This window comes from Anaerolineae bacterium, assembly GCA_011176535.1.
In the GTDB taxonomy this organism is placed as follows: domain Bacteria; phylum Chloroflexota; class Anaerolineae; order Anaerolineales; family DRMV01; genus DUEP01.
This window is the reverse complement of record DUEP01000078.1, coordinates 1-11,655: the sequence shown is the minus strand read 5'-3', so window position 1 is coordinate 11,655 and position 11,655 is coordinate 1. Positions and strand designations below refer to the sequence as shown.

Sequence of the window (11,655 nt, the reverse complement as noted above, 5' to 3'; positions counted from 1 at the left end):
CGCCATGTGCGGGGCGTGCTGGCCGTCACGGCGACGGCCCGCGAGCGAGGTTTCCGCCGGGTGTTCGTGCCCCAGGCCGACGCGCCGGAGGCCGCTTTGATCCCCGGCATCGAGGTGTACCCGGTCGCCACCCTGGCCACGTTAGTGGCCCACCTGCGCGGCGAGCAGCTCATCGCGCCCCATCTCACTATCCGCCTGGACGAGTTGCCGCCGGGCCGGGGGGCGGTGGACTTTGCCGAGATCAAAGGCCAGGAACAGGCCAAGCGGGCTTTGGAGGTGGCCGCCGCGGGTGGGCACAACCTGCTCATGGTGGGGCCTCCCGGTGTGGGCAAGACCTTGCTGGCGCGGGCCTTGCCGGGCATTCTGCCGCGGATGACGGTGGAAGAAGCCCTAGAGGTGACCCGCATTTATTCGGTGGCCGACCTCTTGCCGGCCGACCAGCCCCTCATCACCACCCGCCCCTTCCGCGCGCCGCATCACACCATCTCCCACGCCGGGCTGGTGGGCGGGGGCAACTGGCCGCATCCTGGCGAGGTGTCTCTGGCCCACCGGGGCGTGCTCTTTCTGGATGAATTGCCCGAGTTCGGCCAGCGCACCCTGGAGGTGCTCCGTCAGCCCATTGAGGACAAGGTGGTCACCATCAGCCGCGCCCAGGGCACGCTCACTTTTCCGGCCAATTTCATGCTGGTGGCGGCCATGAACCCCTGCCCCTGCGGGTATTACGGCGACCCGACCCACGCCTGCACCTGCAGCCCTGCGACCATCACCCGCTACCGCAAGCGCATCTCCGGGCCCTTGCTCGACCGCATCGACATTCATCTTGAAGTGCCGCGGGTGGAATATGAAAAGTTGAGCGACGACCGCCTGGGCGAGCCCTCGGAGGCCATTCGGCAACGGGTGGAAGCGGCGCGGGAGCGCCAGCGCAAACGCCTGGCCCCCTTTGGTCTGCAGGCTAACGCCGAGATGGGCCCGGCCGAGATCCGCCGCTTCTGCACCCTGGACGAACAGGGTCGGCAGTTGATGCGTCTGGCCATGCAGCAGATGGCGCTTTCGGCGCGGGCGTACCATCGGGTGCTCAAGGTGGCGCGCACCATCGCCGACCTGGCCGGGAGCGAGGCCATCCGGCCGGAGCACCTGGCCGAGGCGCTGCAGTATCGCCCGCGGGTGGAGGAAGTGTACGGAACATAAGAGGGGTTTTTGGCGATGAGACCGCCACCCCCCTCTTTTTATGAAATCGCCGCCGGCAGCAGGGCGTAGAAGGCCGTCGCCTTGACCACATCCTCCAGCGCCACGCTGTCTTCCACCGTGTGCGCCGTGACCTCGTCGCCGGGACCAAAGCCGATGCTGGGGATGCCCGCCGTCCCGGCCCAGTACACCCCGTTGGTGGAGAAATCCCACTTGCCCGTGGGCGCCTCGGGCAGACCGATGAGCCGCCGCACCTGTTGCCCGGCCTGCACCAGGGGGTGATTCTCCTCCAGCGCCCAGGCCGGGAAGTATTTCTCCACCGGCAGTACGAAGCCGGTGTAGGAGGGCTCCTCGTAGCGCAGCACCTCCACCCACACTTTACCCTTCTCCTCCTGCGGGATGAGCGCCTCCACCTGCGCCACGGCCTCTTCCTTGGTCTCGCCGAAGGTCATGCGCCGGTCGATGTAGATCACCGCCTCGTCGGGCACCGCGTTGATGCTGGGCGTCTTCACCCGCATGTCGCTCACCGTGATTTTGCCGTGGCCCAGGAAGGGGTGGTCGCCCAGTTGGGGCTCCAGGTCACGGATGCCGGCGATGACGGGCAGCAGTTTGTAGATGGCGTTCTCGCCTAAGTGGTTGTTGGCGGCGTGGGCGCTCTTCCCTTTGGCCACTACGCGCATCTCCACGCGGCCCTTGTGTCCCCGGTACACCTGCATCCTGGTCGGCTCGCCGATGACCACGAAATCGGGTTTCACGCCGGGGTCCACCTCCACGAAGGCGCGGGGGGCCAGGCCGTCGCACCACTCCTCCATGTTGCCGAAGTAGTATACCGTCCATCCCTCCAGCAGCCCCAGTTCCCTGGCGATGGCTAAGCCGTACACCATGCCCGGCGTGCTGCCTTTTTCGTCGCAGGCGCCGCGGGCGTAGAGCACCCCGTTTTCCACCTTGCCTTTGAAGGGGTCCCACGCCCATTCTTCCGGGTCGCCGATGCCCACGGTGTCGATGTGGGAGTCGTACACCATCACCCGTGGGCCGTCGCCGATGCGGCCCAGGATGTTGCCCATCTTGTCGAAACGCACTTCCTTGAAACCCAAGCGGCGCATCTCCTCGCCGATGCGCTCACCCACCTCGCGGATTTGGCCGTCCATGCTGGGGATAGCGACGATGTCGTGCAGAAAGCGGATGATGGCCTCGCGGTTCTGCTCCACGCGCTGCAACACGGCGGTGACTTTGGCGCTGTCCATGGCTCCTCCTGAAATGTGTGCCTGAGATTTGACTCACGCCCGTCGCCCGGGATGGGCGTTCGCCTCCACCTTGCGTTTGAGTGCCTCCAGCCCCATAGGCGGGCGGTCGGCCAGTTCGCCCAACATAGACCAGGGGCCGGTCCAGGTGATGCGCACCGGGCGCACTTGGCCGCGCAACTCCTCGGCGCTTTCCACAAACACCAGTTTGTTCTGGGGGGTGCGGCCCTTCCAGCGGCCCTTGACTTTCTCCTCGAAAAGCACCTCCACCACCTCCCCTAAGTAGCGAGCGTTGATCTCGGCGCTGATGCCCTCTTGCAGTTCCTCGATCAGCCGGAAGCGGCGCATCTTTTCCTCGGCGGGCACATCGTCGGGCATCTTGCGGGCCGCTAAGGTGCCTGCCCGCTCCGAATAGCGGGCCAGGTGCACCACATCCAGTTTCAACTCGGCCAGCAGGTCGTAGGTGCGTTGGAATTGCGCCTCGGTCTCGCCGGGGAAGCCGACGATCACATCGGTGGCAATCGCCACATCAGGGATGATGCGGCGGATTTTCTTCACCAGGTGGCGGTAGTCCTCGGCGGTGTAACCGCGCCGCATCCGGCGCAGCACTTCGTCGTCCCCAGCCTGCACCGGCACCTCAATGTGGGGCATCACCCTGGGCAGTTCGGCCACCGTCTCCAGCAGTTCGTCTGTCATCCAGTTGGGGTGCGAGGTGAGGAACCGGATGCGGGCCAGCCCTTCAATCTCGTGCACCCGGCGCAGCAAATCGGCCAGGTTGGGCCGCCCTTCGGGGAAGTCCTTGCCGTAGCGGTCCACAATCTGCCCCAGCAGGGTGATCTCTTCAACACCCTGAGCTACTAAGGAGCGCACCTCGGCCAACACCTGCTCCATCGGGCGGCTGCGCTCCGGCCCCCGGCGGTAGGGGATGATGCAGAACGTGCAGGCGTGGGAGCAGCCCAGCACCACCGATACATGGGCGCTTACCAACTTCCCCCGTTCTTGCCGGGGCAGCACCAACTCGCCGTCCATCAGGGCAAAGCGCTGGGTGGTCTCGGCTTCGTCCAGCGCTTTGCCCTCGTCCTGGGTCAGGTGTTCCAGCAGCGGGCGGGGGTCCGAAGGGGGCGAGAACACATCCACAAAGGGGAACCGCCGGCGCAGACGCTCCTGCCCGCGGATGCCCACAAAGCACCCCATCAGGTTGATCACCATGTGGGGCTGCCGCTCCTTCAAGGCGCGCAGCGACATCAGCCGCCCCACTACCCGATCCTCGGCGCTCTGGCGCACCACGCAGGTATTGAGCACCACCACATCGGCCTCTTCGGGCCGCTTGACCGGGGCGTAGCCCAGCCCCTCCAGCGCCGAGGCCACCCGCCGCGAGTCGGCCACATTCATCTGACAACCAATAGTCCAAAGATAATACTTGCCCTTTTTCGTCATGCCCCGCATTATAACCCAATTCCTCCACCGTGATACAATCTGCGCCATGCGTTGGCCATACAAACTTTTCGCCTTGATCGGTGGACTCCTCACGGGAGTGCTCCTGCTTTGGGGGCTGTATCAACTCCCCGGGGTCCAGCGGCGTTTGGGTTGGCGGTTGGACGCGGCCTGGACCGCCTTGAGGATGGAACTGCATCCTGTGGGCGCGGTGCCGACCCCAAAGGCTTCCCTCGTTCCCTGGGCCACGCCCAGCCAGACCCCGGAAACCACGCCTCCTCCCCCAACCTCCACGCCCACCCCCGGGGCTTCGCCCACCTCGTCCCCGCCTCCCACCCCGTTGCCCCCTGCCGTGACCCTGAAGCCCCCGCGCTGGGAAAAGCAAGACTGGAACAATTGTGGCCCGGCCACCTTGGCCCTCTACCTGCGCTGGTGGGGCTGGCAGGGCGACCAGTACGACATCTCCGATCTGGTCAAACCCAAGCGCAGTGACCGCAATGTGAATGTGGACGAGTTGATTTTCTTCGTGCGCACCCGCGCCGGGTGGCTCAACGCCGACTTCCGGGTGGGCGGCAACCTGGAGCGCCTGAAGGGCTTCCTAGCTGCCGGGATGCCTATCATGATCGAAGAGGGCATGACGCTCGAACAGGCCTACTGGCGCAACGATGACCGCTGGGCCGGGCACTATCTGCTGCTCACGGGCTACGACGACGGGGAAGGCGTTTACATCGCCCAGGATTCCTTCTACGGCCCGAACCGGCGGGTGCCTTACACCACCCTGGCCCGCAACTGGGAGGCGTTCAACCATGTGTACCTCTACATCTATCCGCCGGACTGGGAGGTCACGGTGCAGGCGATTTTAGGCCCTGACGCCGACCGCGACCTTAACCGCCAGCGGGCGCTGGAACAGGCCCGCCGTGCCGTGGAGGCCCATCCCGACGATGCTTTCGCCTGGTTCAACCTGGGCACCAATCTGGTGTACTTCGAGCGTTACGCCAAAGCGGCTCAGGCCTACGACCGCGCCCGCCAGATCGGTTTGCCCCAGCGATTCCTGCGCTACCAGTTCGGCCCCTTTATCGCCTACTTTCACACCGGGCGCTTTGAGGACCTGTTGGCCCTGGCCGATTACGCCTTGCGCATCACCAAGAACTCCGAGGAGGCGCACCTCTGGCGCGGCTGGTCCCTCTACCGCCTGGGCGATCGCCAGGGCGCCATCGAGGCGTTTCGGGCGGCCCTGGAGGCCAACCCCACCTACCAGGACGCCCGCTACGCCCTGCACTTCCTGGGCGTGACGCCGTGAATAGACAGCGGATGACGTGGGGGTGTTCTAAATGTTAGGTGCGAAGTGCGAAGTGTGAGGAGAACGATGCCACGACTCACGACGCTCGACCACCCCTCGCGCCCCTGGCGTCTTGGCGATACAAAGAACCCCTGACAGGTCACACACCCTGTCAGGGGTTCCGGTGATTGCAGGAGGTGAGGTTACGCTTCGCGGAACTCGCCGTCCACCACTTCGCCTTCACCGGGCTTCTCGCCTTCGGTGCTCCTGCTGCCGTCGGAGCCGGTCTCGGCCGAAGGCGTGCCGCTTTGCTGCTGCGCCGCGTAGAGTTGCTGGCTCAGCGCGTGCCACATCTGCTGCACCTCGTCGTTGAGCCGCTTGATGCGCTCCAGGTCCTCGCCCTGCATGGCCTCACGCAGTTCCTTCACCTTGGCGGTGATGCGCTCGCGCTCGGCCTGGGGCACCTTGTCGCCCAACTCGCGCAGGGTCTTCTCGGTCTGGTAGGCTAAGGTGTCGGCCTGGTTGCGCGCCTCGGCCAACTCCTTGCGCTGGCGGTCTTCGGCCTCGTGTTCCTTGGCCTCGCGCACCATGCGCTCGATGTCTTCCTCGGTCAGGTTGGTCGTCGCCGTGATGGTCACCTTCTGCTCCTTGCCCGTGGCCTTGTCGCGGGCGGTCACATGCAGGATGCCGTTGGCGTCGATGTCAAAGGTGACCTCGATTTGCGGCACGCCGCGCGGCGCGGGCGGGATGCCTTCCAGGCGGAAGCGGCCCAGGCTCTTGTTGTCGGCCGCCATTGGCCGCTCGCCCTGCAGCACATGGATGTCCACCGCCGTCTGGTTGTCCTCGGCTGTGGTGAAGACCTCCGTCTTCCGCACCGGGATGGTGGTGTTGCGCGGGATGAGCACCGTCATCACGCCGCCCAGGGTCTCCACGCCCAGGGAGAGCGGCGTCACATCCAGCAGCAGGATGTCCTTGACCTCACCGGCCAGTACACCGGCCTGGATGGCCGCGCCCACGGCCACCACCTCGTCGGGGTTCACGCCCTTGTGCGGCTCCTTGCCCGTCAACTGGCGCACCAGGTCCTGCACCATGGGCATACGCGTGGCACCGCCCACCAACACCACCTCGTCCAGGTCCTCCGGCTTGAGCCCGGCGTCCTTGAGGGCAGCAAAGAAGGGCCCTTTCAGGCGCTCGATCAGATCTTCGGTCAGTTGTTCGAACTTAGACCGCGTGATGCTCATCACCAGGTGCAGCGGGCCGCTGGGCGTGGCCGTGATGTAAGGCAGGTTGATCTCCGTCTCCGTCACCGTGGAGAGTTCGATCTTCGCCTTTTCGGCCGCCTCGCGCAACCGCTGAAGGGCGTTGCGGTCTTCCCGCAACTCAATGCCGTGTTCTTTCTTGAACTCGTCGGCGATGTAGTTCACCAGCCGTTCGTCCCAGTTGTCGCCGCCCAGATGGGTATCCCCGTTGGTCGCCTTAACCTCGATGACGCCTTCACCGACCTCCAGGATGGACACATCGAACGTACCGCCACCCAGGTCGAAGACCAGGATGGTTTCGTTCTTTTTCTTGTCCAGACCGTAAGCCAGAGCCGCGGCGGTCGGCTCGTTGATGATGCGCAGCACCTCTAGCCCGGCGATGCGCCCGGCATCTTTGGTGGCCTGCCGCTGGCTGTCGTTGAAGTAAGCCGGCACGGTGATCACCGCTTTGGTCACCGGCTCACCCAGGTAAGCCTCGGCGTCGGTCTTCAACTTGGCCAGGATCATGGCTGAGATTTCCTGGGGCGTGTACTCCTTGCCGGTCACGGGAATGTACACCCGGGCGTCTCCGGCCGGGCCTTTGACCACCTTGTAGGGCACCATCTTGCGCTCTTCTTCCACCTCTTCGTAGCGCCGCCCCATGAAGCGTTTGATGGAGAAGATGGTGTTCTCCGGGTTGATGATGGCCTGGCGCTTGGCCAACTGGCCCACCAGGCGCTCACCGTTCTTGTTGAAGGCCACCACCGACGGGCATAGCCGGGAGCCTTCCGCCGTGGGGATCACCACCGGTTCGCCACCTTCCATGACGGCAACGACGCTGTTGGTCGTACCCAGGTCAATCCCGATGATTTTGGACATTGTTCCCTCCTCGTTTTTCAGGCATTCAGGCCTTGGCCTGAATGGTTTAGTCTGGTTTGGATAACGGCGCTCAAGCCCATGAGCGCCACGCATAGCATACCAGGCGAATACAAGAAGTTTGTTAACGCCCTGTAGGAAAAGTGTCAAATCGGCCGCAAGAGTATAATTGAGTGCATGGAAATCGAAACGCTTCCTCCCCCGATTTTGCTGACTCGGCCTGATGAGGTTCGTCAACTGGCCCGGACCCTGCTGGCCGAACCCATTGTCGCGGTGGATACCGAATCCAACAGCTTGCACGCTTTCCAGGAGCAGGTTTGCCTTGTCCAGTTTTCCACGCCCCAGGCGGATTACCTGGTGGACCCGTTGGTCGTGCCCGATTTAAGCCCTCTGGCCGATGTCTTTGCCTCCCCCCAGGTGGAAAAGGTGTTCCACGGTGCGGATTATGATGTGCTCACTCTGCGCCGTGACTTTGGCTTTACCTTTGCCAACCTGTTCGACACCATGATCGCCGCCCGCATCCTGGGCTACCCGCGGGTGGGGTTGGGCGCTTTGCTGGAATCGTTTTTCGGCGTCCGGTTGAACAAACGGTTCCAGCGCGCCGATTGGGGGCAGCGCCCCTTGCCGCAGGCCTTGCTGGATTACGCCCGGCTGGATACGCGCTACCTCATCCTCCTGCGCCATCGTCTGCGCGCCGAGTTGGAGAAGGCGGGCTTGTGGCCCCTGGCGCAGGAGGATTTCGCCCGCCTGGCAGCGCTGACGCCTCGGGAAAACGGACGCGCTTCCTGGGAGGTCAAGGGCGCCCACCTGCTCACCCCTCAGCAGCGGGCGGTGTTGGCCGAGTTGGTGGCCTACCGCGACCGTCTGGCTTGGCAGCGTAACTGGCCGCGGTTCAAGGTGCTCAGCGACCGGGCGTTGCTGGCCGTGGCCCGGCACCTGCCCCGCCGCCTGGAAGATCTCCGCCGCGTGCCGGAACTGACCCCAGGCCTGGTGCGTCGTCACGGGCAGGCGTTGCTGCAGGCGGTGGAGCGGGGCCTGCAGGCACCGCCGCGCCCCACGCCCCCTCACGCCCGCCCCGACGAAGCCTATCTGGCCCGGGTGGAGGCGCTGCGGCGCTGGCGGCAGGCCAGGGCTCAGAGGATGGGCGTGCCTTCCGATGTGGTCTTGCCCCGCGATGTGCTGGAGGCCATCGCCGCCCGCGACCCCCAAAAACAGGCCGACCTGGAGGCCGTCATGGTCGACACCCCCTGGCGACGGGCACGCTTCGGCGCAGAGATCCTCACGGTGCTGACCCAGGTGCGGCAAGAGAGGGAGGGGTGAGGGCCACAGAACTGCCCACCCCTGACCTTCGCTGGGTATCGTCTGCCTTTCTGATGGGTTCGTCAACCCCGTCGGGAGGGTGCGTTTAACAACCTTTGGCGGGCCGACATCTTTTGCATGTTTTGAGCGAAGTGAGGACGGCCGCTTCCCCGGCTTTGCCTTTTCCTTCTCCTCTTCCGAAGGGGGGAGCAGGAAAGAATCAAGATACCCTCCCGCGTAAATGCTGGATAGGCGATTTTCGACGAAGCCGAAGGACGAAGTAACAAAGCAACGAAGCAGAGGTTCAGCGGCGTAGCCGCCTAATGTCCTTAGGGGTATTTTTTTGCTTTTCGAATGTATGTTTCCTTCCTGGTTGGTTGTGTGAGGTTATTTGCGTTGGACCTCGATGGGAAAAGTCTTGGTGTAATCTCCGACGCGGATTCGGATGTGTCCGGTGCCGGGATTGGTTTTGGAGCCGATGACCCACTGCCAGTAGCAAATGCCGTTTTGGTCGGCGATGGTATCGCCTACGCCAGCGGCAGTGGATACGCGGCCTGAGGGGGTGATGTAGTTGAGGTGGCACCAGTTGCCCGGGGAGGTGAGGACTTTGGCCCGGGCCAGACTGTAGGGTTTGGCGGTGCGACTGTAGCCAAGCAGGAGGAAGGTGTTGCCTAGGATGTGGGGGTCAAATGTGGGGGTAATGGTTGGGGTGAGGGTTACTCTGTTGGTGTGAGGGTGATGGTTGGGGTAAAGGTAGGGGGCGGTGTTGCGGTGCTGAGTAGTGTTGGGCTGGGGATAGGGGTAATGGTAGGGATGGCATGAGTGACGATAAGGAATGTCTGCGCTGTGACCATGGTTATGGAGAAGGCTATGCTGAGCAGGATGATAATGAGGCCCAGGAGGAGGGTAGGTTTGTGCAAGAGGGGGAGTTTGGCCAGGGTTCGAGCGAGGGATTTAAGGGGCTGAGGCGCGCTTTCGGTCACCAAGACGGTTGGAGGGGGCGGTTCATGGGGCCGCAGGAGTTTGACCACGAGGGACAGGAAGACGGCAGCGAGGAAGAGGAGGAAGACGGGAGCCGCCGGGCCGCTTCGAGTGTTGGTCATGGTTAAGAAAAGTCTGTGGGCAGAGGGCTGTGAAGGCCCCCGCCCGCGTAGGCAGGCCACAGGCGCCAAAGGTGGCGAAGAAGAGGAATGTGAGGGCGAAGCAGCCACCAAAGGAGCAAGGCGGTTACGATGTAAGCGGTGGTCCAGAAAGGCGCGGCGAAGAAGGCGGCAAGGAGCGTTATCGCCCCGATAGGTAAAAAGAACAACAGGGCTATCCAAAGCCTGATAGTTTTACATGCGGTCATCGCCGGTAGCGCGGCAGCAGCGTCGCCACGGGCAGCACGATCTCCCCCTCGGCGGGGTGGCCCAGGCGGGTCACCTCTTCGGGGGCCTGGTGGGCCCGATAGGCCGTCCAGGCCGCGGCTAAGGCGTCCAGTTCGTGGGGGGTGTAGAGCCCCGGCGTGGGCAGCATGCCCTGGAGCAGGCGATGGCGGGTGATTTCCTCGAATACGCGCATGGGGTCGGGCAGCGCCAGCCCCTGGTTGCGCAGCACCAGTTGGCGCTGGATTCGCCCCTCTAAGGTGCCTTTGGGGAACGGCAGCCGTCCCAGCAGCGCGGCGAACACGGCATGGGGGTAAGTTTCCAGCAGTTGCCGGGGCGCCTGATCGTCCGGATACACTGTGTATCCCAGGCGTTGCAGGGCCGCGTTCAGGCGAAAGCCGGTGCGCATCCAGGCCGGACACTGGGCCTCGTCGGTAGGGGTCAGATGAATCCGCAGGTTGTGGCGGCGCAGCAGGTACTCGGCCACCCGCCCGCGGGTCCAGCGGCCCGGACGGGGCGGCGGGGAAAGGGTCTGGCGCACCTGGGGGTCCTGAAACAGGCCCTGGGCCGGTCCTCTGGGGCTGCCCAGGGCGACGAAGGCCGCGCGCTGTCCCCCCGCAAAGGCCAGCACCTCGTGGCTGTCTCCCTGCCCCAGGGCCAGTAGGTCGCCCTGGGCGTTCAGGGCCGCGTAGGTCAGCGGGTGTCCAGGGGCCGCCGGGATGATGCCGATGTACGCCGTGGCATGGAAGAGGGACATGGGAGGCTCCTGCCGGGAGAGGGTAAACTCAGTGTAGCCGAATTTCGGCCGCCGCGCAAGCGGGTTTGGAGGATTTGCCGTCGCAGGCGCTTGTTTTTTGGCCCGCCTCAGGTATAATTTGCACCATGATTACCCGAGAAGAAGTGTTGCACATTGCGGCTCTGGCCCGGCTGGAACTCAGCGAGGTCGAGGTGGAAGAATACCGCCAGCAGTTGTCGGCGGTGCTGGAGCACTTTACCCGCCTGCAGGCCGTGGATACGGAGGGCATCCCGCCCACGGCCAGTGTGCTGCCGCCCCGCAGCGTGCTGCGCCCCGATGAACCGCGCCCCGGCCTGCCCCGCGACGCGTTGCTGGCCAATGCCCCGGAAGTGGAAGACGGCCAGTTTCGCGTGCCGCCGGTGTTCGAGTAACGAGGGCGTTTTTTGCCGCAGCAAACCCTGCATTTCCCCCTTTGGATGAGCCCATGAATGGCCTGGATGTCTCTCGATTGAGCGTGCCGCAGATTTTGTCCGCGTTGCAACGCGGTGAATTCTCCAGCGAAGAACTGGTGGTGGCCTATCTGGAGCAGACGCACCGCTGGGAGGGGGCGCTGCACGCTTATCTGTACCTCGCCGAAGCGCAGGCGCTGGAGGCGGCCCGTGAGGCGGATCGGCGTCGGCAGCAGGCGCGCAGGCACCCCGACGAGGCGTTGCCCCCGCTGTTGGGCCTACCGCTGGCGGTGAAAGATGTGCTCACTGTGACCGGCATGCCCACCACCTGCGGCTCCCGCATTCTGGAAGGGTTTGTGCCGCCCTACACGGCCACGGCGGTGCAGCGCTTGCTGGACGCCGGGGTGATTGTGTTGGGGAAGACGAACACCGACGAGTTCGCCATGGGATCCTCAACGGAGAACTCGGCCTACGGCCCCACCCGTAACCCTTGGGATCTGGAGCGGGTGCCCGGCGGCTCCAGCGGCGGCAGCGCGGCCGCGGTGGCGGCGCGT

At 64.6% G+C, this 11,655-nt stretch carries 9 protein-coding genes; 5 read left to right on the top strand and 4 right to left on the bottom strand.

Annotation, left to right across the window (positions count from 1 at the left end):
* A partial coding sequence (locus tag G4O04_07455) for a YifB family Mg chelatase-like AAA ATPase (GenBank protein ID HEY58353.1) occupies window positions 1-1,188 on the top strand: 1,188 nt, incomplete at its 5' end.
* 38 nt (window positions 1,189-1,226) lie between these two features.
* On the opposite strand, the gene G4O04_07450 is transcribed toward G4O04_07455, so the two are convergent.
* Window positions 1,227-2,429 carry a YgeY family selenium metabolism-linked hydrolase gene (locus G4O04_07450; GenBank protein ID HEY58352.1) on the bottom strand — a complete coding sequence of 401 codons (1,203 nt, stop codon included), beginning with the start codon at window positions 2,427-2,429 and terminating at the stop codon, window positions 1,227-1,229.
* Window positions 2,430-2,462: 33 nt separating this feature from the next.
* Window positions 2,463-3,863 (bottom strand): tRNA (N6-isopentenyl adenosine(37)-C2)-methylthiotransferase MiaB, encoded by a 1,401-nt coding sequence (miaB, locus tag G4O04_07445; protein ID HEY58351.1) that lies wholly within the window; start codon window positions 3,861-3,863, stop codon window positions 2,463-2,465.
* Between the two features lie 46 nt (window positions 3,864-3,909).
* On the opposite strand from miaB, the gene G4O04_07440 reads away from it, so the two are divergent.
* The gene (locus G4O04_07440) at window positions 3,910-5,160 is read left to right on the top strand and encodes a tetratricopeptide repeat protein (protein HEY58350.1); all 1,251 of its coding nucleotides are present in this window, start codon (window positions 3,910-3,912) and stop codon (window positions 5,158-5,160) included.
* 182 nt (window positions 5,161-5,342) lie between these two features.
* Here G4O04_07440 and dnaK read toward each other — a convergent pair whose 3' ends face one another.
* Complete coding sequence (gene dnaK / locus G4O04_07435) at window positions 5,343-7,256, bottom strand: molecular chaperone DnaK (protein HEY58349.1); 1,914 nt, start codon at window positions 7,254-7,256, stop codon at window positions 5,343-5,345.
* Between the two features lie 174 nt (window positions 7,257-7,430).
* On the opposite strand from dnaK, the gene G4O04_07430 reads away from it, so the two are divergent.
* Complete coding sequence (locus tag G4O04_07430) at window positions 7,431-8,573, top strand: ribonuclease D (GenBank protein HEY58348.1); 1,143 nt, start codon at window positions 7,431-7,433, stop codon at window positions 8,571-8,573.
* A gap of 1,323 nt (window positions 8,574-9,896) precedes the next feature.
* On the opposite strand, the gene G4O04_07425 is transcribed toward G4O04_07430, so the two are convergent.
* Window positions 9,897-10,673 carry a DUF429 domain-containing protein gene (locus G4O04_07425; GenBank protein HEY58347.1) on the bottom strand — a complete coding sequence of 259 codons (777 nt, stop codon included), beginning with the start codon at window positions 10,671-10,673 and terminating at the stop codon, window positions 9,897-9,899.
* Window positions 10,674-10,798: 125 nt separating this feature from the next.
* Between G4O04_07425 and gatC the strand changes: the two genes are divergently transcribed.
* Window positions 10,799-11,083, top strand: a complete 285-nt coding sequence (gene gatC / locus G4O04_07420) for an Asp-tRNA(Asn)/Glu-tRNA(Gln) amidotransferase subunit GatC (GenBank protein HEY58346.1) — start codon at window positions 10,799-10,801, stop codon at window positions 11,081-11,083.
* 53 nt (window positions 11,084-11,136) lie between these two features.
* On the top strand, window positions 11,137-11,655 hold a 519-nt coding region (locus tag G4O04_07415; protein ID HEY58345.1), incomplete at its 3' end, for an Asp-tRNA(Asn)/Glu-tRNA(Gln) amidotransferase GatCAB subunit A.

What these genes read in the sequence shown, in the direction of transcription:
- G4O04_07450 (HEY58352.1), bottom strand. Translation starts at nt 2,429, where the DNA reads ATGGACAGCGCCAAAGTCACCGCCGTGTTGCAGCGCGTGGAGCAGAAC.
- miaB (HEY58351.1), bottom strand. Translation starts at nt 3,863, where the DNA reads ATGACGAAAAAGGGCAAGTATTATCTTTGGACTATTGGTTGTCAGATG.
- G4O04_07440 (HEY58350.1), top strand. Translation starts at nt 3,910, where the DNA reads ATGCGTTGGCCATACAAACTTTTCGCCTTGATCGGTGGACTCCTCACG.
- dnaK (HEY58349.1), bottom strand. Translation starts at nt 7,256, where the DNA reads ATGTCCAAAATCATCGGGATTGACCTGGGTACGACCAACAGCGTCGTT.
- G4O04_07430 (HEY58348.1), top strand. Translation starts at nt 7,431, where the DNA reads ATGGAAATCGAAACGCTTCCTCCCCCGATTTTGCTGACTCGGCCTGAT.
- G4O04_07425 (HEY58347.1), bottom strand. Translation starts at nt 10,673, where the DNA reads ATGTCCCTCTTCCATGCCACGGCGTACATCGGCATCATCCCGGCGGCC.
- gatC (HEY58346.1), top strand. Translation starts at nt 10,799, where the DNA reads ATGATTACCCGAGAAGAAGTGTTGCACATTGCGGCTCTGGCCCGGCTG.